This is a genomic window from Salmonella sp. SG203 (assembly GCF_013350575.1).
Classification (GTDB): domain Bacteria; phylum Pseudomonadota; class Gammaproteobacteria; order Enterobacterales; family Enterobacteriaceae; genus Salmonella; species Salmonella enterica.
In genome coordinates, this window is record NZ_SNMT01000015.1 from 26,273 (window position 1) to 48,631 (window position 22,359).

A 22,359-nucleotide genomic window follows, 5' to 3' on the forward strand; every position below is an offset into this window, starting at 1 on the left:
GCGGTATGCGTCTTTTTCTGTGTGAGAAACCCTCCCAGGCCAGGGATATCGCGAAGTTCATTGGTGCCGATAAGCGCGGGGAGGGGTTTCTGTCGGGGGCCGGTGTCATCGTCACCTGGGCCCGGGGGCATCTGCTTGAGCAGGCCGACCCCGTGGCCTACGGTGAGCAGTACGGTAACCTCTGGCGGCTGGATGTGCTTCCGCTGATACCGCAGCAGTGGATACTCGAGGTGAAAAAAGAGGCCCGGGGCCAGTTTGCGGTGATTAACCGTCTTCTGAAACAGGTGGATGAGGTGGTGATAGCCACCGACGCCGACCGGGAAGGCGAGGTGATTGCCCGCGAGCTGCTGGAGTACTGCCGTTTTCAGGGGCGGGTGTTCCGGTTATGGCTGTCCGCACTGGATGATGCCAGTATCCGTGCCGCACTGGCAGACATATGGCCGTCTGAAAAAACGGAAGCGCTTTACCGCGCCGGGGTTGGCCGTGGGCGGGCGGACTGGACTACCGGCATGAACCTGACCCGTCTTTACACCCTGAAGGCCCGGGAAGCGGGTATCGGCGGGGTTATATCCGTTGGCCGGGTACAGACGCCCACGCTTGCCATTGTTGTCCGGCGTGACCTTGAGATTGAGAATTTTATCCCGAAACCATACTCAGATGTTATTGCCACGCTGGTATCTGACAATATTGTCTTTCCGGCAAAATGGGTTGCGGCGACACAGTACTGTGATGAAGAGGGACGCTGTGTTCAGCCGGGTATTGCCGCGCAGGTGGTACAGTTATGCCTTCAGGCCGCGTCGGCGACGGTGATTGACTGCCAGACGAAGCGGCAGAAGAAGTCCGCGCCCCTGGCGTTCAGTCTGGGTTCCCTGCAGCAGGCCTGCGCAGAAAAATTTGGTATGCCGGCACAGAAAGTGCTGGATATTGCCCAGAGTCTGTATGAAACCCATAAACTGACAACCTATCCGAGAACGGACTGCGGGTATCTGCCGGTATCGATGCGGGATGACGTTCGTGCGGTTCTGGCGGCACTGATGCAGACGGACCCGTCACTGACGTTACATCCTGCGCTGACGCAACTGGATACCAGTCTGGTCTCCCGTATCTGGAACGATAAAAAAATCACTGCGCATCACGGCATTATCCCGACGAAACATGTGGGGGATTTAAGCCGGCTGAGTGCCGATGAGCGCAATGTGTACCAGCTGATACGCCAGCATTATCTGGCCCAGTTTCTGCCGCAGATGGAAGTGGACGCGACAGAAGCGACATTTAACATCGGCGGGCAACTGTTCCGTACGACCGGCAATGTGACCGTGGTGGCGGGATGGAAAGCGCTGTTTACCGACCCGACGGCGCAGCCGGCACAGACACCGGCAGAGGGTGATGTGGGCAGTGATAAAACAGATGCCTCGCGGTTGCCGCCGCTTCAGGCTGGCCAGACCTGCCCGGTTCAGGGCGCTGAGGAAAAGCGGCTGCAGACAAAACCGCCGGTACCGTACAACGACGGCACGCTGATTGCGGCGATGACGAACGCGGCGTCATTCGTCACGGATCCGGCGCTGAAGAAGGTACTGAAAGAAAACGCGGGGATAGGAACTGAGGCAACCCGGGCGGGGATAATCGACACCCTGATAAAACGCGGATTTATGGTAAGGGACAGGAAAGTACTGCGTTCCACCCCGACAGGGCGTGACCTGGTGAATGCCCTGCCGGCGGCACTGACCAGCCCGGGGCTGACGGCACTGTGGGAGCAACTGCTGGATGAGGTGGCCGCAGGCCGGGTGAGTCTGGATGATTTTATGGCGAAACAGAATGCCTGGGTGTCGCAGCTGGTCAGCCAGGGAAAAACGCAGCCGCTGGCGATGCAGGCCCCGTCCGGTCCGCCCTGCCCGGAATGCGGGGGACGAACGGTGCAGCGTCAGGGAAAGAATGGCGTATTTTTCGGTTGTGTCAACTATCCGGCGTGCCGGGGTATTGCGGGAAGCGGTACTGGCGGCGGCGCGTTAAAAATGCCAAAAGGCCTGAAAGTGAATCTGCGATAACACATATGCGATAACACATATGCGATAACAACTTGTTTTGTCTGGCCGGATTCTGATAGCCTTATCCGGCTTTGATAAGAGCAGCACCCCGTGACTGCGGCCGGTTCCGGTTGACCGCATGCCAGCCGGAATTTCAGTCTGAAGGGCGATCTTTACTCGAGGATTAGTCCTTAACGCGCAAACACTCCGTGAAAACCGCGCCGGGTAATAATGGTTTTTACCCCGGAGATTAGATTCTTACATCATGCTGTGGTGCAGCAGTTTCTTCAGAAATGGCCTCCGTTTACGGGGGCCATTTTTTTGTTGATTCGCAAAAAACAATTAACGGATTGACTTGTTTTTTATCCTGGTAAAAATGAACGTGCAATCTGTCACTCACTGAGTGACCACCAATGTTCCTGTGATCTGAGAGGAACGCCTTCGGGTGATCGCACACCAATGTTTCAGCAGTCTGAGAGAGACGCCTTCGGGTGACTGCGCACCAATGTTTCAGCGGTTTGAGAGAGACGCCTTCGGGTAACCGCACACCAATGCCACCGTAGCCTGAAAGGTGGTGTCTTCGGACGGTACAGCCCTTTAATCTTTGGAAACGGCTGTCGCAGTGGGATCTGCTGCGATTAAGATATCTTAAACCAAGACAATCAGTGCGCTGAATGTACTGATTTCCCTGCGGGAAAACACTTCCCTACAGGGATGCATGTTTTCTCAACCATACTTTTTTATCCCTGGAGAAAACATCATGTCCGGAAATACTGACAAAAAAGAAGTTAAAGAAGTGAACTACTTCAACCTTAACATCAGCGGCCTGGGCTACATCAGTAACGTACGCCAGGTGGTCAACGGTAACAGTAAGTTTACCTGCTGTACGCTGAACGCCCTGACGGGGCCGACAGATAATGCAGACTATACCCGCTTTGATGTCACTGTTGCAGGCAAGGACGCAACGAGTCTGATCAACCGTTGCCAGAAAGCCTGTGACGAAGACAAAAAAGTGATGATCAGTTTTGTGCTCAGCGGTGTTAAACCGGACATCTTCACCCTGTCAAAAGGTGAGCATGCCGGCGAAAACCGCGTCAGTCTCAAAACGCGTCTTATCCGGGTGGACTGGATAAAGATTGACAAAGAGATTGTCTACAAGGCAGAAAAACCGACCTCGACTCCCCCGGTTCAGGACCAGACTCCGCAGAAGCAGTACGCGGAAAACTCATTCTGAAACCGTCATTTTAACTGACCTCTCCCTGGCGGTGACACACTTTCCGTCAGGAAGGTGTGTTCCGTTCATCAACTGATTAAGGAACACAATATGTTAAATTCAACAACTGTCTCCACCGGTATGCTGGCAGCAGAATTTGCCGGTCTGTCTTTACCCTTACAGGTTCTTCGCAGCGGTGCCGGTTTCTACATCGGCACGGCAAACGAAATGGGCCCGGTATCCCGCGAATCCGTGGAGTATTTCGCCACTGCTGAGCTGGCTGAACGTGCGCTCGAACAGGGTTCATGGTCACAGCGTCATCAGGCTTAAGGAGAAATCATCATGGCTTCAAGAGGACTTAACAAGGTAATGCTTATCGGACATCTGGGTCAGGATCCGGATGTTCGCTATCTGCCCAATGGCAATGCGGTGGCGATGCTGTCACTGGCGACGTCAGATACCTGGAAAGATAAACAGACGGGTGAGCAGAAAGAACGTACCGAATGGCACCGTGTGGTGATTTACGGCAAACTGGCAGAAATTGCGGGTGAGTATCTGCGTAAAGGCTCCCAGGCGTACATTGAGGGCGAACTGCGCACCCGGAAATGGACTGACCAGAGTGGTCAGGAACGTTATACTACAGAGGTGGTGGTGTCCATGCAGGGCTCCATGCAGATGCTGGGCAGTCGTGGCAACGGTGGCAATGGTCAGCAACAGGGAAGCCAGGGGCAACCCCAGCAACCGGCTGGTCGTAGCTACAGTGGCACGCCGCCAAAACAGCATCCGGCGAATGAGCCGCCGATGGATTTTGACGATGACATACCTTTTTGAGCGCGTTACCATATAAATCAATGTGTTATGTGGTGATTGTGTTCAGAGAGGTTATCTGTGAATGTCTGGCCTGCTCCGGCAGGCCGATATTCATAAGGGGAGCTAAACCATGACAGAACGTTATGATACTGATTTTTATGGCTGGACCCAGGAGCAGGCAGATTTGATCCGTGCCGGTCGTACGGAAGACCTGGATTTGAAAAACCTGCTTGAGGAGATTGAGGCGATGGGGCGAAGTGAACGCAGGGAGCTGGAGTCCCGTCTCCAGGTGCTCTTTATGCATCTGCTGAAATGGCAGTACCAGTCAGAACGCCAGGGGCGTAGCTGGCAACTGACAATAGAAGAGCAACGTTTAAGAGCTTTGAAGGTGTTATCAGAAAACCCAAGTCTGAAATCAAAACTTTCGGATATCATTGCTGATGCCTACCGGATAGCGGTAATTAACGCTGAACGTGAAACGAATATCCGTCGTTCTGTTTTCCCGGAAACCTGTCCGTGGACGTTTGAACAGGCGGTTGACGCCAGTTTCTGGCCGCAGTAATGCAGAAGAATCTCTGTATTGTAGCGAGTGTACTAACCTGAAAACGCCGACATCGATGTTGGCGTTTTTTTACAAATCACAGACAGTTATCTGCTGAATTCACTCCCCTGGTATTGTCAGAGGGGGTGAAACACTTATTTAACATGCGGGGGAATAATGACCAGTAACAGTAAACGCGGGCACGACCCGCTGTTCAAGCTGTTTCTGCGGGAGCCTGAGACGGCAAGGGATTTCCTTGAGGCGCACCTGCCTGAAGACATCCGTTCGCTGGTTCACCTGGATACGCTGAGGCTGGAGTCGGGAAGTTATGTCGATGAAGAGTTAAAGGAGCTGCACTCTGACATTCTGTATTCGGTAAAAATGGCGGAGGACGCGCACTGCCTGCTCTACTGTATCGTGGAGCATCAGAGTACCGAAGATGAGATGATGGCCTGGCGCATGATGAAATACACCATCAGGGCGATGGATGATCACCTGAAAAAGGGGTACAAAACACTGCCGGTGGTGGTGCCGCTGCTCTTTTACCATGGTGACGTTCGTCCTTACCCGTACAGTATGGACTGGCTGGACTGCTTTGAACAGCCGGAGCTTGCCAGACGGGTACTCAGTAAACCCTGGCCGCTGATTGACGTCAGCGTGCTGGATGATGATGATATCAAAACGCACCGTCGGATGGCGCTGCTGGAGATGGTGCAGCGTGATATCCGTCTGCGGGATGGCCGGGAACTGCTGGGACGTCTGGTTCAGTTGATTCAACTGGGACTGAACAGCCGTGAGCAGGTGGAAGCCGTTCTGCGTTATACTATAATGAATGGTATGGCGGGCGAGGATATCAGGCCATATATTAACCAACTGTCGGGAGATATCCCCGAATACGAGGAACTCATGGGGACAATAGCACAGCAACTGGAAGAAAACGGTATCCAGAAGGGCATTGAGCAGGAACGTCAGGCCAGCCTGGAGCGTGAGCGAGCCATTCTGGAACAGGAACGTCAGGCCAGCCAGGAGCGTGAACGCCGGACGTTACTGGATGCTGCCCGTGCGCTGATTGACAATGGCGTCAGCCCGGAAGTGGTGATGCAAACCATGGGACTGAGCCGCGAGGAGCTGGAACAGCCCCGCCATTAACATCGCGGGTTATCATGCCCGTCTGAGTAAAACTTCATGTACGCCGGAACGCCTGCAGCAATGCGGGCGTTTTTTTTGATTCTGCAAAAACAATTCCCGGTTGAGCACTGTGCCAAATCTCCTCAGGATGGCTCCTTACGGGCTGAAGTGGTTCGTTTCATTCCATTATCACCGGGCTGTCCGGCGCTTCGGGGAGAAACCAGGATTATGCTGTATATCAGAAAAGGCGATATCACCCGGTTCAGTGGTGACGTTATCGTGAACGCCGCCAGTACCCGGTTACATCATGGCGGTGGCGTATGCGGTGCCATCCACCGGGCAGCCGGACCGGGACTTCTGGCCGCATGCAAAAACCACATCCGGACTTACGGCAATCTGCCAGTGGGAACAGCGGTTCTCACTCCGCCCGGAAAACTGCCCTGTCGCGGTGTTATTCATGCCGTGGGTCCCCGCTGGCTGTTCGGGCTGTGGACAGAACGCCAGGATGCTTTACTGGCGCAGGCGTACCGCCGGGCGCTGACGCTTGCCCGGGACAATGGCTTTCGCAGCATGGCGTTTCCCTGTATCAGCACCGGCCATTATTTTTATCCGCATGAACGGGCAGCCGGCATCGCGCTGCGCACCATCACCGCATTTCTGGCAGATATTGCACCGGAGATGGATGTGCACTGTTTCTGCTTCAGTCGACGGGATTTCCTTATTTACCGGCACATTCTGGAAGAATGTGACTACTCCTTTTTAACGGATGACGCCTGACAGTCGAACGTGTATACGCCAGCCATCGTGCCGGCGTTTTTTTTGTAAATTCGCAAAAACAGTTCTTTATTGAGCGTTAACGCAAATCCCCGCAGGATGGCCGCAATGATGGCCATCTGTCGGGATTTACCATGTTTACGTTAAACACATACCCTTTTTTCTGCTCCGGACTGCTGCTGGTTCTGGCCGGGTGTGCGCAGTCGCCGGCAGCGTCGTCTGTCCGGGATGCGGCATTCAGCCACAGCCTGAAACCAGCCGCGCCGGCGGACATCTGGCAGCGCTCACCGGAAGTGACCCGGGCGGGTCGTTACACGCTGGTCAGCGTAAAAAGTGCCGATGCCCAGCGCGAGCCCCTGAACCAGCTGATTGATATCACCATGCCGGTATCGCTGGTCAGCAGCGTGGGAGACGGGTTTCGTTACCTGCTGTTCCAGTCAGGCTATTCGCTGTGCGGTCGTTACGGTGCGAATTTCGCGGAACTGCTGAACCGGCCACTGCCTGCCGTCCAGCGCCGTCTGGGCCCCGTGCGCCTGAGCGAGGCGCTGCAGGTGGTGGCGGGACCGGCCTGGCGCATGACCGTGGATGAAGTGAACCGCGAGGTCTGTTTTGTGCTGCGGGAGGCTTATCTGGCGCAGTCGCGTCCGGGGACTTCACCGGCCACCACGACGGCAGCCTCTCCGGTCATTTCGTCTCCGGCGCCGGCGTCTGCGGCGGGAACACCTTCCCTCAGCGCCAGCGCTCAGCCGGGCCGGAGTGAGACGCTTCCCCTGCCGGCAGTACCGGTTCTGGCGTCGGCCTCCACGGGGCAGGGCGTGACGGCAAAAAACACGACGGCTTCGTCTTCTTCTGTTACTGCCACGAACCCGCCTGCAACCACTGTCGGTGAGGTGGTTTCTCCGGCGACAGCAAAAAATACAGCATCAGCACCGACAGCGTCATCCCCGTCCGGGGCGGCTTCTGCTGCCTCCGGGGCTGCCCCGACCGGGCGTAACCCGTTCAGCGGCAGCGACCTGACCGGGAAAACCACCGTGACGGCGGCGGTAGCGTCATCCTCTCACCCGGCTTCTCCGGCGGCATCAGCTTCCTCTTCATTAACCACCTCTTCCGTTCCGGCATCATCTGCGCCGGTACCGGCCCCGAAGCTCACCGGTACCCCGGTGAAGGCGCTGCCGTCCGGTCCTGAATGGAAGGCGGCTGCCGGTATCACCCTGAAGGAGTCCCTGACCGCCTGGGCGGAGAAGGCCGACTGCCCGAACGGTGGTCACTGGGTTGTTATCTGGCAGACCCCTGTGGATTACCTCATTGAGGCACCGCTGACATTCCGCGGCAGTTTTGAATCGGCGCTGGATCAGGTGTTTGACCTGTACCGCCCGGCTGAAAAACGCCTCTATGCCGAAGCCAACCGCCTGCAGTGCCTGGTGTCGGTGACAGGCCGTCCGGTGGACCGCTGATATGGGGCTGATGATTGTGGCGCTGGGGATGGTGTTCATGCTCATCACGGGACACGTGGTGGAAAGCCAGAGAATGCAGACGCAGGCGCGGACACAAACAGCCACGGCCAGAGTGCCGGCGCAGCAGGTGCTGGGGCTGGCGGCGGCCATTAACGACTGGCGCCATGACCATCCGTTACGTGACGGGGAAGTACCGCTGTCCGCGCTGGCGCTGGTGAGTCCCCCCGATGGTCGTATTCACCACCGCATTGTCAGCGACCGCCTGTGGGTGTGGCGGGCAGACACGCCGGGGCTGGTGAGTTCGCTGCGCGATTTGTCGGACGGCTCCGCGCTGGTTGGCACGGTCAGCGGCGGACGTCTGGTGTGGCTGTCGGGCACGGATACCGGTCTGGCGTTACCGCCGGACGTGAACAACGGGGACGTGGTGTACCTCAACTGAATCAGGAATCAGGAAACAGAAATCACGATGAACAGAAACAGAATACGCGCGCTGACGGTCATTATCGTGACGGCACTGTCCGTTGCCGTGACCGGCTGCACCTTCCGCGAAATGGACAACATGTCCCGGAGCATCCGGGCGGACGCGGACATTGCGCAGCAGCATATTGACAGCCAGAAGCGTCATCAGGCCCCGCTGGTCTGGACGGACAAACCGTGGGTGAACCTGAAGCCCGTCACGCAGGCCGCGCCATCCCCGCAGAAGGCCGGACTGCCGGCGTGCAGCATCACCATCAGCAGCCGTGACGGCCTGACGCTGCCTGAAATCAGCGAGCGCATCACCCGTATCTGCGGCGTGCGGGTCATTCTGGCACCGGAGGTGATGGCAGCCGGGCACGGTATGTCACCCGCCGGGGTAACCCGGCGTATCAGCGGCGCGCTGCCGGTACCGGATGATAACGGACGCATTCCGCTGGACCAACTGGGCGCGCAGGGCGGTGGTCAGCCGCAGGCTGCCCCCGTCACGCTGAACGGCCTGCGCTGGCAGGGTCCGCTGGCGGGACTGCTGGACAGCGTGGCTGCCCGCACCGGACTTTCCTGGCGTACAGAGCAGGGCGCGGTGATGTTCTATCTGACGCAGACGCGAACCTTTCAGTTTGCTTTCCTCAATACCCGGGTGAACTCCAATGCCAGCGTCAGCTCAGGTTCAACCAGTTCGATGGGAACCAGCGGAGGCAGCGGCGGCGGTGATAATTCCGTCTCCGGCGATTCATCCTCGTCCCAGAAGACCACCACCCTCCAGGACCGGGACGCATACGAAGATATCCGTAAAACGATGGAGACCATTCTGACTCCGGAAAAGGGGCGCTACTGGCTCTCTGAAAGCACCGGAGTACTGACGGTCACCGACACGCCGCAGGTGCTGGAGACCGTGGCCCGCTATGTGGATGAGCAGAACCGCGACATGAACCGCCAGGTTCAGCTGAGCGTGAAAGTGCTCAGCATCAGCAACACCCGCAATGAGCAGTTCGGTATTGACTGGGGCCTTATCTACAAATCGCTGCAGCAGGCCGGGGCGACCCTGAACAATGCCGGCGGAGAGATTGCCGGCGCAACCTCGGCGGGGGTGTCCATCCTCGACACGGCGACCGGCAGCGCCGCCCGGTTCAGCGGCTCCTCCCTGCTTATTAAAGCGCTCAGCGAACAGGGCGATATCAGTGTGGTGACCGCCCAGGACAGTACCGTCACCAATCTGACACCAGTCCCCATCCAGATGGCGGACCAGGCGGTGTATGTGGCGCAGTCTGCCACCACCACCACGACCGATGTGGGAGCCACCACCACGCTGACGCCGGGCATGATAACGACCGGCTTCAACATGACCCTGCTGCCGTTGATACAGCCGTCAGGCAACGTCCAGCTGCAGGTGAATTTCAATCTGTCAGACCCGCCGACCATCCGCAGTTTCACCTCGAAAGATGGCAACAGCTATATCGAGATGCCCTACACGAAACTGCGTTCACTGAGCCAGAAGGTCAACCTTCGCGCCGGACAGTCGCTGGTTCTGACCGGCTTCAGCCAGGACAACACGTCGGTGAATAAGCGCGGCACGTTCACGCCGGGCAATTTCCTCTTCGGGGGAGGCCGGAACGGGGAGCATGGCCGCAGCACGCTGGTGATTATTATCACGCCGTTGCTGGCGGGGAATAACGGTGACTGAGATGACGGCCGTGACAGCAGACACCGTGGTCGTGGTGACCGCCGGACGGCGCCAGTGGGCGGCCGGGCTGCGCTGGGAGGCGCAGGGGCGTGCACCTGTGCGTCAGTCCTCCCGTCAGCGTACTGCGGTAAAAAAACAAAAACGCACCACAGCCGGAGGCTCACGCCGTGACGGCGCGGTACTGACCCTGACGGTCCGGCAGGGACGCCGGGGAGACCGCGTGGTCGCGAACGGTCGCATGACTCCGCGTCCGCGCGGGCCGGTGTATTCGCTGGCGGCGATATTCAGCCGGGTCAGCGGTGATAACGCATACGGGGTGTACCGGCTGGATGCGTCCAGGCACGTGTTTCTGGCCACGGTGAGCGGCCTGCCGTCGGTGATGGCGGATGTGACCGGTTCGGCGGAAGAGGCCGGGCAGGCCCTGCAGCGGTTCCTGGCGTTTAACACCGCGCCGGAGGGGGGCTGGACGGTCACCTCTCCGCCGGATGAGCCGCTGCCATGGGAAGCCCTGACCGTCTCAGCAGGAAAGCAGGTTCTGAAGGCTTCCCGTCTGAAACCGGTCCGCGCGGGCATAAAACCCCTGCCGGTGCTGGCGGGACTGGCGCTGCTTGGAGCGGCGGCATTCTGGCTGTGGCCGGGCGGGGAAAACGACCTGCCGCCCGTTCTGGCGGACATCATTCCCGCCACCGCGCCCCCGGAGCCGGTATACCTGCCGCATCCCTGGAAGGACATGATGCCGGTACAGGCGTTTCTGGCGCACTGCCGGACATGGCGGAGGGCTGCCCCGGTTTATCTGGACAGCTGGAAACTGACCCGGGGGGAGTGCGGTGCTGACGGTCTGCTGCTGGTTTACAGCCGTCAGTCCGGCGGTACGGCGGCGGGGTTCTCCCGCCGGGCGACGGCGGTGTTTCACCGCCGGCCGGTCATTAACCTGGCGGCGGGCGGGGGCGAGGGGACGGTGCACCTGCCCTGGACACCGGCGCCGGGCATGGACGAGCCGGTACCGCCCGTTACCGTGCAGCTGATGCGGGTGGTGTCCTGGTACCAGGCACACCAGGCCACGCTGACGCTGACGGCGGTGAATGAGGAGCCGGGCGTACCCGGGGATGACGGCACGCCGCCGCCGGCACAGGACTGGCAGGAATACACCTTCACCCTGACGGACAGGCGGGTGCCGGAGATGCTGGCCGGCCCTGCCGACGGGCAGGGAATACGGATAAGCAAAGTGACATTCACGCTCAGCGGGGAAGGGCAACAGTATGAGACGGAGGGGCATATTTATGCCGGAAAGAAATAAGGCAGCCACGGCTGCAGTCAGCGCCACGACGATACTGCTGGTACTGGCCGGCTCCGGGGCGCGGGCAGACACGGATACCGGCACAGCCGGTACACCACCGGTCACGGCTTCTGCTGAAGCCGCGCCGCCGGTACCGCCGCCGGGCAGTATCACCCTGGGCATGCTGGAGCAGATACGGCAGAAGAACCTGCTGCTGGCGGCAAAAGTGCAGACTGCGCAGTTGCAGCGCCAGCTGGAGGAGGCTGGCAGTGAAGCCTCCGGTTCAGCCGGTGCCATCGCCGGCACGGTCACGCCGTCATCCTCCTCCGTGCCGGGCATGCCGGGGCAGCAGGACGGGCGGGGGGTGTCACATTCTCAGGCCGTCGCCCGTCCGCAGGTGCTGGAAATCAGCGGGAAGGGCAGCGTGCTGCGCGCCCTGCTGCAGTTACCGGACGGCTCGCAGCCGGAGGTGACCACCGGCAGTCGGGTGGTTATCGGGAAAACCACGCTGACGGTCAGCCGTATTTCGCTGTCCGGCGTCACGCTCAGCGACGGTTCGGAACTGTCGTTCTGAGCTGATGGCCTTCTGAACAAGGAGAAACACGTTTTATGAGCAGGGGGCATTCAGCACAGGGACATGACGAGGACAGCGGGGTGCTGCTGTACCACAACCCGGAGACGCGGGAAACCGAGATTCTGGTGGATGAGCACCGCCGGGTTCAGCCTGACGTACAGGCGGAAGTGATGCGGCTGATGAGTGAGCACGCCCGGGTCTCCCCGCGGTTTGTCTCCCGCTCGGTACTGCAGGTCTGCCGCCAGTCGCAGGGCCGCCAGGCAGAGTCAGACGAACCGGGGCTCAGCCTGAAGGACCTGGCGGACGTCAGCCGGCGCCAGGCGGAGGTGTTGGGTTACTTTCAGACCGCACAGCGTACCGGCAGTTCCGACATCCATGTGACGACCAGCCCCGGACTGACCCGTATTGAAATGCGCATTCACGGTGACCTGGTGACGGTGGCTGAACTGGCGGAGCAGGACGGGGAGGCGCTGGCCGCCACCATCATTCTGTCGATGTGCGACGTCACCGAAGTGCAGTTCTTCCCGATGCGCAAGCAGGACGGGCGGGTGGCGGCAAAGTTCCTGAAAAAGGTCGGGCTGTTTGGTGCCCGCTACAGCCACACGCCGACGGCAGACGGCCTGCACTTTGTCATGCGTACCATTAATGACGACGGTGACCGGGTGCCGTCCCTGGTGCAGCTCGGTTTTCTGCCGGCACAGATAACCCTGATACAGCGCATTCTGCGCCTGCCGGAGGGGATGGTCATCCTGTCCGGCCCCACGGGCTCAGGGAAATCCACCACGCTCAGGAGTTTCAGCCGTATCTGGCTGGAGCGGACCGGGTTCCTTAAACGCCTGCTGACGGTGGAGGACCCGCCGGAAGGGCGTATTGCCGGTGCCATTCAGACGCCGATTATCTGCGACAAGGCGGATGAGGCGGAGGTCAGACGTGCCTGGGAACGGGCCATCTCCAGCGCGCTGCGCCTTGACCCGGATGCGATTATGCCGGGCGAGCTGCGTGACCTGATATCGATACTGGCGGGTATCTTCGCTGCCCAGACCGGGCATCTGGTGATGAGTACGCTGCACACCAACAGCGCGCTGTCCATTCCGGAACGCATGATAACCATGGGCGTGGAGGCCGGACTGATTCTGGACGCACAGCTGATGGTGGGGCTTATCAGCCAGCGGCTGGTGAAGACGCTGTGCCCGCACTGTAAGGTGCCGTGGGCGCAGAAAGGCTTCTCCCTGAGTGACGAACAGCGTACGTACCTGGAAAAATACTGTCACGAGCCCGGGCTGTGCCGTCCGGAAGACCTGTACTTCCGCCATCCGGAAGGCTGTGAGCACTGCCGGAAGTCGGTGGTGCTGAACGGTCGCACGGTGGCGACGGTGGGACACGGCGTGACCGGGCGCAGCGTGGTGGCGGAGGTCATCCGCCCGGATGCGCGGCTGTTCCATCTGCTGAAAGCCGAAGGTAAGGAGGCCGCGCGACGTTACTGGATGGCGAACGGCGGTATCACCCGTCGTACCCATCTGCTGCACAAACTCGGTGCCGGCCTTGTCGACCCGCTGGAGGCGGATGAGACCATTCCGCTGGATGAGGACGATGTGCTGCAGGTGCCGGATGATAGTGCCATACACGCCGGTACACGTTCTGACTGTGGTACCGGTACTGACCTCTCCGCTCTCAGGGAAGAGCTGAAAGAGATGGTCAGCCTGGCGGTGTCTTCCGGGATTGAACAGGGGCTGGCACGGGGGTTGCAGGAGGCACTGAAGGTGGCGCTGACCGCCCTGCGGCAGAACGCGGCGGCAGCAAGAACGGGCCGGAATGACAGCAGCAGTAACAACAGTAATAACGGAGACGGACATGGACAATGAGAACAACGTACGCAGCGGAATGCTGCAGCGGCTGCGCTATGAGGCCGTCCGCCGGACGTTCTCCGGGGAGTATCGCATCCGCTTCTATGAGGCGCTGCGCTTCCTGCTGGCCAACCGGGTCCCGCTGAAACAGGCGCTGGAGCAGATTAGCGAGGCGTACACGAACTTTGGTCAGCGCTGGCATCCGTTTGCGGAGCTGGCGCAGGACTGCACGGACGCGCTCAGTGACAACAGCGAGGCGCACGGTCTGGAAAACACGCTGGCCCGCTGGGTGCCGGCAGAAGAGGCGGCGCTTATCAGCGCCGGGATGCAGAGCGGGAGCCTGCCCGACGCGCTGGCGCAGGCGGTGCTGCTGACCACCTGCCGGCGCCGCATTCTGTCAGCGGTCCTGAAGATGTCGGTGTACCCGGTGGGCCTGGTGGCGATGCTGGTTGCCACTGTCCTGGTCTTCAACCTCTCGCTGATACCGGAACTGGAAAAAATGTCGTCCCCGGACACCTGGGAGGGCGGACTGGGTTTTCTGTATGTGCTGTCAGTGTATGCGGACAGTCATGGTTCCCTGACAGGCGGCATGATGGTGCTGGCTGCCGTGTGGGTGTTCTGGTCCCTGCCGCGCTGGACAAGGCCTGACGGGCTGCGGCGGGTGGCGGATGTGTTTGTCCCGTGGTCGGTGTACCGGGATATCCAGGGGGCGGTGTTCCTGCTGAACATGGCGTCCCTGCTGGCGGCCCAGGTGCCGCTGCTGAATGCCCTGCAACTGCTGATGCGCTTCGCCTCTCCGTGGCTGGCAGTGAGGCTGGAGGCGATTATCGACCGGGTGAAGGAGGGGGACCACTTTGGCCTGGCGCTGAGAAATTCGGGCTGTGACTTCCCGTCGCGGGAAGCAGCCAACTTTTTATCCCTGCTGACCCGGGGCGACGGCGCGCCGGATGTGATAGCCCGCTACGGTGAGCGCTGGCTGGAGCAGACGCTGGAGCGGGTGAACGTCCGGGCCAACCGGATACGCCTGCTGATGTTGCTGGTTCTGGTGGGCGTCCTGCTGTTGCTGGTCTCCGCCGTGACGACCGTCTCTCAGATGGGCGGCAGTGATATGAGCGGGGCGGGCTGATGCCCGCCGGATGGTAAACCTTAAATTAACCGATGAACAGACAGTTAAGTAACAGACAACTGAGGAAAAGACAGATGACAGAGAACGTGATTTCCCTGAACGGTACCGGTAATTCTGCCAGTGGCGGTAAACCGCCGGAGCCCGACCGTGGCTGGGCGATGATGGAGCAGGGTGTGGTGGGGCTGGTGATTATCCTGGTGATAGTGTCAGTCCTGGGCTACGCCGTCACCCTGTGGCTGCGCAAGGATGTGGCCTCGGAGGCCACCAATATCCAGACCATCATCACCAGTACCCAGGGGCTGCTGAAGGACAGCGACGGGTACAACTTCACCTCGGCGGCGAAGATGACCGGGTCTCTTATTCAGCAGGGAGGGGTGTCCAGAAGCATGACCATCCGTGGGGATGTCCAGGCGGGAACCGCCACGCTGTGGAACACCTGGGGCGGGGCGGTGACGCTGACGCCGCTGAACACGGCGGGGTTCAACAACGGCTTCACCCTGACCTACGAGAAGGTACCGCAGGCGGCCTGCGTGCAGATAACCACGCGTCTGAGCAAGTCCGGGGTGGTGGACGGTATCACCATCAATGCCACCGCCCATGCTGACGGGAAGGTGACGTCCGAACAGGCCGGCGCGCAGTGCACGAAGGACAGCGGGCGTACCGGAACCAACAAGCTGATATTCACCGTGAACAGCTGATACGCCGACAGCCTGAAAGATGTGTGCAGCCGACACCACAGGGAGGCGCGTAAGGATGTGGCGGGGCGTACAGACGGTGATGCTCCTGGCGACAGCGCTACTGTTGCTGTCGTCATTCCCCGCCCGGGCGTTTTGCTTTGAGGCTGCAGGGGTGAAATACGGTATTTCACCCCGGCTGCTGGAAGCGATAGCCCGGGGTGAGAGCCATCTTGACCCGCACGCCATCAATGTGAACCGGGATAAAAAGGGACGGGTGAAGAGCACGGATTACGGTCTGATGCAGATTAACTCCACCCATATCCCGGAACTGCAGGCGATGGGGGTAATTCGCAGCGCGGATGACCTGTACCGCCCCTGCCTGAATGTGCAGACCGGGGCCTGGGTGCTGGCAAAACACTTTCAGGTCTGCGGTATCACCTGGAACTGTCTGGGGTCATATAACGCAGGGTTCCGGGCCGACCGCCATGAAACCCGGGAGCACTACGCGAACCGGATATGGCGGATTTATAACCGGCTTCCGGCAACCCCGGCGACAGCGACAAAAAACGCCGGTAAGGCTGCCGGAAAAGGAGATGACGGAGGGAAATGAAGGTGTTGTTATGGGTAACAATTCTGGGTCCATGGGTTTTTGCTTTTCTCTCCCTGAGTCTTGCCTGCGTGCTGACGGAGATACTGCGGCTGAGAACGGCCCGGAGCAGGGGGCGTGACCGGGACGACGTGAAGTTATTAACCGGGGGACTGGCGGATGAAATCGACTGTTTCTGCGACAGTTATATGGCGTCTTTCGGTCACGCCCTGCATGTGACGGAGGACGGGGAAGTTCTGCGGGTGCGGTTTTATGCCCGGCAGCGTTACTTCAGCATTTATGAAGACCGTGCCGGTGGTGTGTCGCGACTGCCTCCGGAGACCCGACGGGCAGTTATTCTGGCATACACCACGGCCCGCAGCATGCTGGATGGACTGGCGGCGCACACTTCGCTGCTGGAAAAACACGAAGCGCTGTCACTGACCGGAACGGTGGGAAGTGCAGACAATATCCTCCTGCAGCGGCTGACAGAAAATACACGCCAGCTGAAGGCACTTCACGAAATGATGTGTGCGGTGACAGAACAGGCGCTGGCACAACTCCGGCAGGGGGATGTCCGGTGAGAACCCTGATAGCCACGGCGTTTCCGGTGGAATACGCCCTGCCGGTGATGATGGTCGCCGCCCTGGCGGCCCGCCTGGTGCTGGCGCCGGTCCGTCGTTTTCTGACCGGGCAGGGCTGCAGCGTGAACGCCCGGATGCGGTCGGCAGAAGCCACGGGGATATGGGCGATGGCGGTGGCTGCCATGCTGTTCTGCCTGGCGCCAGTGTCTCCTGCTGAGCGGATACACGCCCTGCTGATGTCCGGGTTTCTTCTGCAACTGGGTGTGTGTGACGCGGCAAGCGGCTGGCTGCCGCGGCGGATGACGGTGACGTTCCTGGTTGCCGGCCTGCTGGCGTCAGGGATAACAGCGCCTTCCGTATCTTCCCTGCTGATACGTACCGCCGTCACGGGGATGATGACACTGATGCTCCTGTACCCGACACCGTCGGGGCTGCACACCGGGAAGCTCCGGCGTATGGGGGACATTCTGGGGACAGGAGACCAGTGGATGATAACCGGCATGGTGGCCTGGCTGGGTTTTACAGGAATGATGACAGCGCTGATAACCGCGCTGGCGGGTTTTATGGCGTGGCATCTGACGGCAGGAACAGGTATGCGTGCCGGCGGTCCGCTGGGCCCCTGGCTTGGCGCGGGCTGTGTACTGATATTAATCCAGCGGCTGTATCAGCCGCTGTGGGTGGTGTGATGAAAACAGAAAAACGCGTTACAGGGCCGGACCGCGGTTTTGCCATGGTTGGCGTGGCAGCCGCGCTGCTGATAGTGCTGATTATGGCGACCATGGCTTCCGGGTATATGAAGGATTACCTGAAATCCCGCCAGTGGCAACTGATGGCGGCACAGACGAGCCGGTTCACGCAGGCGGTGGAGTCGTACAGCGGACGTTATTACTCAGAGGTACAGGCGGCGAGTACCACCACGAAGCCGGTCACGGTGACGGTACAGATGCTGAAAAATACCGGATTTTTACCGGCGGGGTTCCGGGAGACCAACAGTAACGGCCAGCAGTTAAAAGCGCTGCTGATACGTAACGCGCAGCATGCGGAACTGCTGCAGGGGCTGGTGATGACCACGGGCGGTCAGCCCCTGCCGTATAAGGCGCTGCGGCAGATATCACTGGATATCAGTGCCGGTCTCGGTGGTTATATCCGTGACGGGAGGACGGCGACCGGGGCCATGAACAGCTGGACGGTACCGCTGGCGGGATTCGGGACCAGTGGAGGTAACGGACATATTGCGGTGCTGCTGAGTCCGGAGACGCTGACGGGGGCGCGGGAAGACAGCGACCGCCTGTACCGCTTCCAGGTAAACGGCCGGCCGGAGCTGAATAAAATGCACACCGCAATCGATATGGGTGGCAACAACCTGAACAGCGTCGGGGTGGTGAACGGGAAGTACGGCAACTTTGATGTCAGCATAGTGAGTAACGGTCCGGTGACGGCAGACAGCGATATCCGCAGCACCGGGGGGTGGATAATCTCACGACACGGCCGGGGCTGGATGGATGAAACCCACGGCGGTGGGTTCTACATGACGGATAACGAATGGATCCGCAGCCTGAACAACAAGAGTATTTACACCGGCGGGCAGTTAAAAGGTGGCTCAGTCCGGTCTGACGGAGACCTGTCAGCGGGCGGGGTGCTGAAGCTCGATCAGACGAATTATGTTGGCACCTGGTGTCCGCAAAACGGGGCGATAAGCCACGACAGCTCTGGCGGAATACTTTCTTGCAAGTACGGTGTGTGGCAAAAAGACCCCGCGATTTTAGAACAACGTGAATGTTTCGAGACCGGAAATCACAACGGACGCGACTTCGAGGAGCATCGTTGTCCCACGGGGTGGTATGCAGCGGGGCTTCGTTTTTCGGGCCACAGACGCGAGGAATCGACGTATATGATTACATGCTGCCATTGAATGTATGGTTGGTGAATTTAGCGTAAAAAATTATGTTGAACGTTATCCTTAAGAAGGGGAACTGAAATTACCATTCAGAAGGCCTCCTTCTGTGACTATGTTACTGGCTTGCAAGTACGGTCGTTGGCAGACAAGTAAAAGTGTCTGGCGATCCGTCAGTCGGTTTACCCTGTATCCGAAGAATTCAATGAACCTTGGAAGATTCAAACTTTGTATAAATTCCTTCCGTATTGACGGAAGGGAAATGGCGCAAACAGAAGTTATCCCGACAGATGAACCGGATGCCAACGGCGAAATGAACTGGCTGGCGAGCAACCAGACGCAGTATGCGTCTTACTACATGGGAATAACCTGTTTTCATTAACCGGGTTTACTCATGGTCTATTTTATTATCAACTCAGCCTGCTTTAAAGAGGGCTGTCTCCCTGTGCCCCATAATCCTTGCTGAACGTATCAATTATGAGCAACTAATAATGAAGCTACATTTGCCGCTGATATCGTCACGGTGTGTGCCGGCAATAAAATTGTATTCGTCGTAAAAACCACAAAGAACTACTCTGTTTTCGTCCGCTTTGGCGACCTGGCCTGCAAAGTAATTTGGCTTCCAACCGTGTGGGTTTTCGCTGTTACTTACGCTCCATGTACACTGGTTTTGACTAAATCCTGGTGGTAACGGAATCTGTTGGCCGTTGGCAATCAGTCCAGTTAGTACTGTACTCCCACCTGTATTTTGCCAGCGACCGTACTTGCAAGATAATCCCCGGTTCCCCGTTGCCCTTTAGCTCTGAAGTTTTTTCACCGAAGGCCGATAGTACCTGTAATAACGATAATGATTTTTATTTCTTATTTCGCAGGGAGTATTGCCATGATGTTCAGACGAATCAAAATTGCTTACGGCCTTATTGCCGTCCTCGTACTGCTGACGATTGTTCAGATTGTCTCCGGCTCATGGGGCGTCATGTCATACCTTGAGTATGATAAAAATCTGCAGCTGATTACCTTCCAGCGGGAGAGAACCTCGCTACTGGATGAGGCTTATGTGATTATTTCTGACACCCGGGGCGATATCTGGAAAATGGCTCTTCTGATGTCGGAAGGGCGACAGGATGAGGGGGCCGGCAGAAAACTGGACGGGATGATTAAACGTTATGAAGACGCTGACCGGGATATGGCGAAATACTATACCCTGTCGGCCAGGGGGAGCGCGGATGATATTCGCCATGCTGAGCAGATGAAAACATTTTATACGTCTGCCCGGGATTCCCAGATTAACAATATCCGTCTGCTGAAGGCCGGGAACTTCAGCGGGCTGGATGAAATAGCCCGCCAGGGAAATCCGACGGCGGACTTTCTGAATGCGGTCAACCAGACTGAAGATGCCATCAGCCGGAATATTATTGAGCCCTCAGTCGCCATGTCAGCCGCGCTGGTTCGCCAGGGGATTATTCTGGCGGTGGTGTTTGCCATTGTGTTTATTCTGCTGACGGCCGCCGCCGCGCTGTGGTGCCGGTTGTATGTCACGGGCAGTATTCGCCGGCTGGCCGGATACCAGCAGACCATTGCCGGCGGGGATTTATCCGTGGACATTCCGCTTGTCAAGGGGAATGAGCTGGATGAACTGACAGCCGGTCTCTCTTCCATGCGCGATTCCCTGAGTGAAATGGTACAGACCATTCGCGCCGGTGCGGAGAATATTAATACAGGTATCCGGGACATTGCTGACGGCAATATTGACCTGTCTTCCCGGACTAACCAGCAGGCTGCGGCGCTGGAGGAAACCGCGGCCAGCATGGAGCAACTGACCGCCACGGTGGCGAATAATACGGACAACATACGCCAGGTTGCCGGCATTGCTGCGGCTAATGTTGTCACCGCACAGGAAAGCGCGTCGATGACGGCGGGGATGGTGGAGACCATGGGGCGGATAAGTGAGAGTGCGCAAAAAATCAACGATATCATCGGGCTGATTGACGGGATTGCCTTTCAGACGAATATCCTGGCGCTGAACGCCGCTGTTGAGGCTGCCCGGGCCGGTGAACAGGGGCGGGGTTTTGCGGTTGTTGCGGCGGAAGTTCGCCAGCTGGCGCAGCGCAGCGCGGATTCGGCAAAAGAGGTCCGTGAACTGATTGACGAATCTGCAGAACATGTCCGGGCAGGGAACGAACTGGCGGAGAAGGTCAGCTGTATCATGAGTGATGTGGCTGAGAGCGCTCTGGGCGCGAAGTCAACCATGGAGGAGATGCTCAGTTGTGCTGAAGAGCAGACCCGGGGAATAGAGCAGGTGCGTATTGCGGTGTCAGAGATGGACCGTGTCACGCAGCAGAACGCGTCGCTGGTTGAGGAGTCTGCGGTGGCCACAGGGGCGCTGACGGAGCAGACGAACAGGCTGACGCAGGTGGTGTCCCTCTTCAGAACGGAACGGTCATCCGCCGGTGTCTGAACATGTGAAAGCGCCGGGAGCTGTTGAGTCATCTGTTCCCGGCGGTTACATTCAGGACTCCTGCTGATAATAAGGAGTACCTGAATGCTGCCATCCTCCCGCGTCAAAAAACTCTCACTTTCCCGTGCGCTGGACAGGTATCTGGACACGGTTTCGGTTCACAAACGCGGATACCGGCAGGAGTTCTGGCGCGTCAGCGTGATTAAACGCCACCCGGTTGCACAGAAGATGATGGATGAAGTGACGACGGTGGATATCGCGGCTTACCGCGATGACCGTCTGGCTCAGGTTAATCCCCGCACGGGTAAACCGATATCGGGTGACACCGTCCGTCTGGAGATGGCGCTGCTGTCCGTGCTCTATAATCTGGCGAAAGTTGAGTGGGGAACCTGCCGGGCGAACCCGGTGGAATCGGTGCGCAGGCCAAAGTCATCCCCGGGGCGTGACCGGCGGTTGACCTCTTCAGAAGAGCGAAGACTGTCGCGGTATTTTCAGGTGCGGAATGCGGAGCTGTACACCATCTTCCATCTGGCGCTGGAAACGGGGATGCGCCAGGGGGAAATCCTGTCTTTGCGGTGGGAGCATATCGACCTGCAGCACGGCGTGGCGCACCTGCCCGTGACGAAAAATGGCAGTGTCCGGGACGTTCCGCTTTCCCGACGGGCCCGGCAACTGCTGCAGCAACTGCCGGTACAGCTTTCCGGTCCGGTGTTTCACTATAAGTCGTCCGGGTTTAAATCTGCCTGGCGGGCCGCACTGCAGTCTCTGAAGATTGAGAGCCTGCACTTCCATGACCTGCGCCATGAAGCCATCAGCCGCCTGTTTGAGCTGGGGACGCTGAATGTGATGGAAGTTGCCGCAATCTCAGGTCATAAGTCCCTGAACATGCTGAAACGTTATACGCACTTACGGGCTTATCAGCTGGTCAGCAAGCTTGACGTTCGCCGCCGGCAGTCGCAGAAGATTGCGACGTATTTTGTGCCCTACCCGGGTGAGATGGAAGATACGGATGAGGGGTTCCGGGTTCATCTGTATGATTTCGAAGGGCTGAGCGTCAGCGGGCATACCCGTGAAGCAGCGATGGATGCGGCGTCGGTCGTGCTGCTGCGCCGGCTTGCCTCGGCGGCACAGCACGGGGAGCGGGTTCCCCGTCCGGGAGACCTGCCGTTACAGGCCGGCGTTATGATTAACCCGCTGGCCGGGGCGGCACCGGTGTTTGTTTAAGATGTGACGTTGTC

The 22,359-nt window shown here is 58.9% G+C and carries 21 protein-coding genes; all 21 read left to right on the top strand.

What is annotated here, in order from left to right; translation table 11 throughout:
• Positions 1-5 precede the first annotated feature (5 nt).
• On the top strand, positions 6-2,045 hold the full coding sequence (locus tag HV477_RS18980) for a DNA topoisomerase III (protein ID WP_175065269.1): 2,040 nt from the start codon (positions 6-8) through the stop codon (positions 2,043-2,045).
• A gap of 739 nt (positions 2,046-2,784) precedes the next feature.
• Positions 2,785-3,258 (top strand): STY4534 family ICE replication protein, encoded by a 474-nt coding sequence (locus tag HV477_RS18985; protein ID WP_175065270.1) that lies wholly within the window; start codon positions 2,785-2,787, stop codon positions 3,256-3,258.
• A gap of 90 nt (positions 3,259-3,348) precedes the next feature.
• Entirely contained in the window at positions 3,349-3,567 is a 219-nt protein-coding gene (locus HV477_RS18990) for a hypothetical protein (RefSeq protein ID WP_175065271.1), read from the top strand.
• Positions 3,568-3,579: 12 nt separating this feature from the next.
• On the top strand, positions 3,580-4,068 hold the full coding sequence (locus HV477_RS18995) for a single-stranded DNA-binding protein (protein WP_175065272.1): 489 nt from the start codon (positions 3,580-3,582) through the stop codon (positions 4,066-4,068).
• A gap of 109 nt (positions 4,069-4,177) precedes the next feature.
• Entirely contained in the window at positions 4,178-4,609 is a 432-nt protein-coding gene (locus HV477_RS19000) for a DUF29 domain-containing protein (protein WP_175065273.1), read from the top strand.
• A 156-nt stretch (positions 4,610-4,765) separates the two neighbouring features.
• Positions 4,766-5,737, top strand: a complete 972-nt coding sequence (locus tag HV477_RS19005) for an Rpn family recombination-promoting nuclease/putative transposase (RefSeq protein WP_175065274.1) — start codon at positions 4,766-4,768, stop codon at positions 5,735-5,737.
• Positions 5,738-5,944: 207 nt separating this feature from the next.
• Positions 5,945-6,493 carry a macro domain-containing protein gene (locus HV477_RS19010; protein ID WP_175065275.1) on the top strand — a complete coding sequence of 183 codons (549 nt, stop codon included), beginning with the start codon at positions 5,945-5,947 and terminating at the stop codon, positions 6,491-6,493.
• Positions 6,494-6,624: 131 nt separating this feature from the next.
• Positions 6,625-7,944, top strand: coding sequence for a TcpQ domain-containing protein (locus tag HV477_RS19015; protein WP_175065276.1), 1,320 nt, complete (start codon positions 6,625-6,627; stop codon positions 7,942-7,944).
• Between the two features lies 1 nt (position 7,945).
• Positions 7,946-8,383 carry a type IV pilus biogenesis protein PilM gene (gene pilM / locus HV477_RS19020; protein WP_175065277.1) on the top strand — a complete coding sequence of 146 codons (438 nt, stop codon included), beginning with the start codon at positions 7,946-7,948 and terminating at the stop codon, positions 8,381-8,383.
• A gap of 27 nt (positions 8,384-8,410) precedes the next feature.
• Positions 8,411-10,102, top strand: coding sequence for a PilN family type IVB pilus formation outer membrane protein (locus tag HV477_RS19025; RefSeq protein WP_175065278.1), 1,692 nt, complete (start codon positions 8,411-8,413; stop codon positions 10,100-10,102).
• 1 nt (position 10,103) lies between these two features.
• Positions 10,104-11,399 carry a type 4b pilus protein PilO2 gene (pilO2, locus tag HV477_RS19030; protein ID WP_175065279.1) on the top strand — a complete coding sequence of 432 codons (1,296 nt, stop codon included), beginning with the start codon at positions 10,104-10,106 and terminating at the stop codon, positions 11,397-11,399.
• Entirely contained in the window at positions 11,383-11,952 is a 570-nt protein-coding gene (gene pilP / locus HV477_RS19035) for a type IV pilus biogenesis protein PilP (RefSeq protein WP_175065280.1), read from the top strand. The genes pilO2 and pilP overlap by 17 nt, the downstream gene beginning before the upstream one ends.
• Before the next feature lie 35 nt (positions 11,953-11,987).
• The gene (locus tag HV477_RS19040) at positions 11,988-13,814 is read left to right on the top strand and encodes a GspE/PulE family protein (RefSeq protein WP_175065281.1); all 1,827 of its coding nucleotides are present in this window, start codon (positions 11,988-11,990) and stop codon (positions 13,812-13,814) included.
• Complete coding sequence (locus tag HV477_RS19045; RefSeq protein WP_175065356.1) at positions 13,804-14,922, top strand: type II secretion system F family protein; 1,119 nt, start codon at positions 13,804-13,806, stop codon at positions 14,920-14,922. The genes HV477_RS19040 and HV477_RS19045 overlap by 11 nt, the downstream gene beginning before the upstream one ends.
• Before the next feature lie 74 nt (positions 14,923-14,996).
• Complete coding sequence (locus HV477_RS19050; protein WP_175065282.1) at positions 14,997-15,620, top strand: type 4 pilus major pilin; 624 nt, start codon at positions 14,997-14,999, stop codon at positions 15,618-15,620.
• 55 nt (positions 15,621-15,675) lie between these two features.
• Positions 15,676-16,209: a lytic transglycosylase domain-containing protein gene (locus tag HV477_RS19055; protein ID WP_375372878.1), complete on the top strand. Its 534-nt coding sequence runs from the start codon at positions 15,676-15,678 to the stop codon at positions 16,207-16,209.
• Positions 16,206-16,769, top strand: coding sequence for a hypothetical protein (locus HV477_RS19060; protein ID WP_175065283.1), 564 nt, complete (start codon positions 16,206-16,208; stop codon positions 16,767-16,769). Before HV477_RS19055 ends, HV477_RS19060 begins: the two co-directional genes overlap by 4 nt.
• Positions 16,766-17,455, top strand: a complete 690-nt coding sequence (locus HV477_RS19065; protein WP_175065284.1) for a prepilin peptidase — start codon at positions 16,766-16,768, stop codon at positions 17,453-17,455. The genes HV477_RS19060 and HV477_RS19065 overlap by 4 nt, the downstream gene beginning before the upstream one ends.
• A complete protein-coding gene (gene pilV, locus HV477_RS19070) occupies positions 17,455-18,681 on the top strand; it encodes a shufflon system plasmid conjugative transfer pilus tip adhesin PilV (RefSeq protein ID WP_175065285.1) in 1,227 nt (408 codons plus the stop codon). The genes HV477_RS19065 and pilV overlap by 1 nt, the downstream gene beginning before the upstream one ends.
• Before the next feature lie 865 nt (positions 18,682-19,546).
• On the top strand, positions 19,547-21,121 hold the full coding sequence (locus HV477_RS19080; RefSeq protein WP_175065286.1) for a methyl-accepting chemotaxis protein: 1,575 nt from the start codon (positions 19,547-19,549) through the stop codon (positions 21,119-21,121).
• Positions 21,122-21,205: 84 nt separating this feature from the next.
• Positions 21,206-22,345 carry a tyrosine-type recombinase/integrase gene (locus HV477_RS19085; protein ID WP_175065287.1) on the top strand — a complete coding sequence of 380 codons (1,140 nt, stop codon included), beginning with the start codon at positions 21,206-21,208 and terminating at the stop codon, positions 22,343-22,345.
• Positions 22,346-22,359 lie beyond the last annotated feature (14 nt).

Coding starts and splice junctions, on each gene's coding strand:
- HV477_RS18980 (WP_175065269.1), top strand. CDS start 6: ATGCGTCTTTTTCTGTGTGAGAAACCCTCCCAGGCCAGGGATATCGCG.
- HV477_RS18985 (WP_175065270.1), top strand. CDS start 2,785: ATGTCCGGAAATACTGACAAAAAAGAAGTTAAAGAAGTGAACTACTTC.
- HV477_RS18990 (WP_175065271.1), top strand. CDS start 3,349: ATGTTAAATTCAACAACTGTCTCCACCGGTATGCTGGCAGCAGAATTT.
- HV477_RS18995 (WP_175065272.1), top strand. CDS start 3,580: ATGGCTTCAAGAGGACTTAACAAGGTAATGCTTATCGGACATCTGGGT.
- HV477_RS19000 (WP_175065273.1), top strand. CDS start 4,178: ATGACAGAACGTTATGATACTGATTTTTATGGCTGGACCCAGGAGCAG.
- HV477_RS19005 (WP_175065274.1), top strand. CDS start 4,766: ATGACCAGTAACAGTAAACGCGGGCACGACCCGCTGTTCAAGCTGTTT.
- HV477_RS19010 (WP_175065275.1), top strand. CDS start 5,945: ATGCTGTATATCAGAAAAGGCGATATCACCCGGTTCAGTGGTGACGTT.
- HV477_RS19015 (WP_175065276.1), top strand. CDS start 6,625: ATGTTTACGTTAAACACATACCCTTTTTTCTGCTCCGGACTGCTGCTG.
- pilM (WP_175065277.1), top strand. CDS start 7,946: ATGGGGCTGATGATTGTGGCGCTGGGGATGGTGTTCATGCTCATCACG.
- HV477_RS19025 (WP_175065278.1), top strand. CDS start 8,411: ATGAACAGAAACAGAATACGCGCGCTGACGGTCATTATCGTGACGGCA.
- pilO2 (WP_175065279.1), top strand. CDS start 10,104: ATGACGGCCGTGACAGCAGACACCGTGGTCGTGGTGACCGCCGGACGG.
- pilP (WP_175065280.1), top strand. CDS start 11,383: ATGCCGGAAAGAAATAAGGCAGCCACGGCTGCAGTCAGCGCCACGACG.
- HV477_RS19040 (WP_175065281.1), top strand. CDS start 11,988: ATGAGCAGGGGGCATTCAGCACAGGGACATGACGAGGACAGCGGGGTG.
- HV477_RS19045 (WP_175065356.1), top strand. CDS start 13,804: ATGGACAATGAGAACAACGTACGCAGCGGAATGCTGCAGCGGCTGCGC.
- HV477_RS19050 (WP_175065282.1), top strand. CDS start 14,997: ATGACAGAGAACGTGATTTCCCTGAACGGTACCGGTAATTCTGCCAGT.
- HV477_RS19055 (WP_375372878.1), top strand. CDS start 15,676: ATGTGGCGGGGCGTACAGACGGTGATGCTCCTGGCGACAGCGCTACTG.
- HV477_RS19060 (WP_175065283.1), top strand. CDS start 16,206: ATGAAGGTGTTGTTATGGGTAACAATTCTGGGTCCATGGGTTTTTGCT.
- pilV (WP_175065285.1), top strand. CDS start 17,455: ATGAAAACAGAAAAACGCGTTACAGGGCCGGACCGCGGTTTTGCCATG.
- HV477_RS19080 (WP_175065286.1), top strand. CDS start 19,547: ATGATGTTCAGACGAATCAAAATTGCTTACGGCCTTATTGCCGTCCTC.
- HV477_RS19085 (WP_175065287.1), top strand. CDS start 21,206: ATGCTGCCATCCTCCCGCGTCAAAAAACTCTCACTTTCCCGTGCGCTG.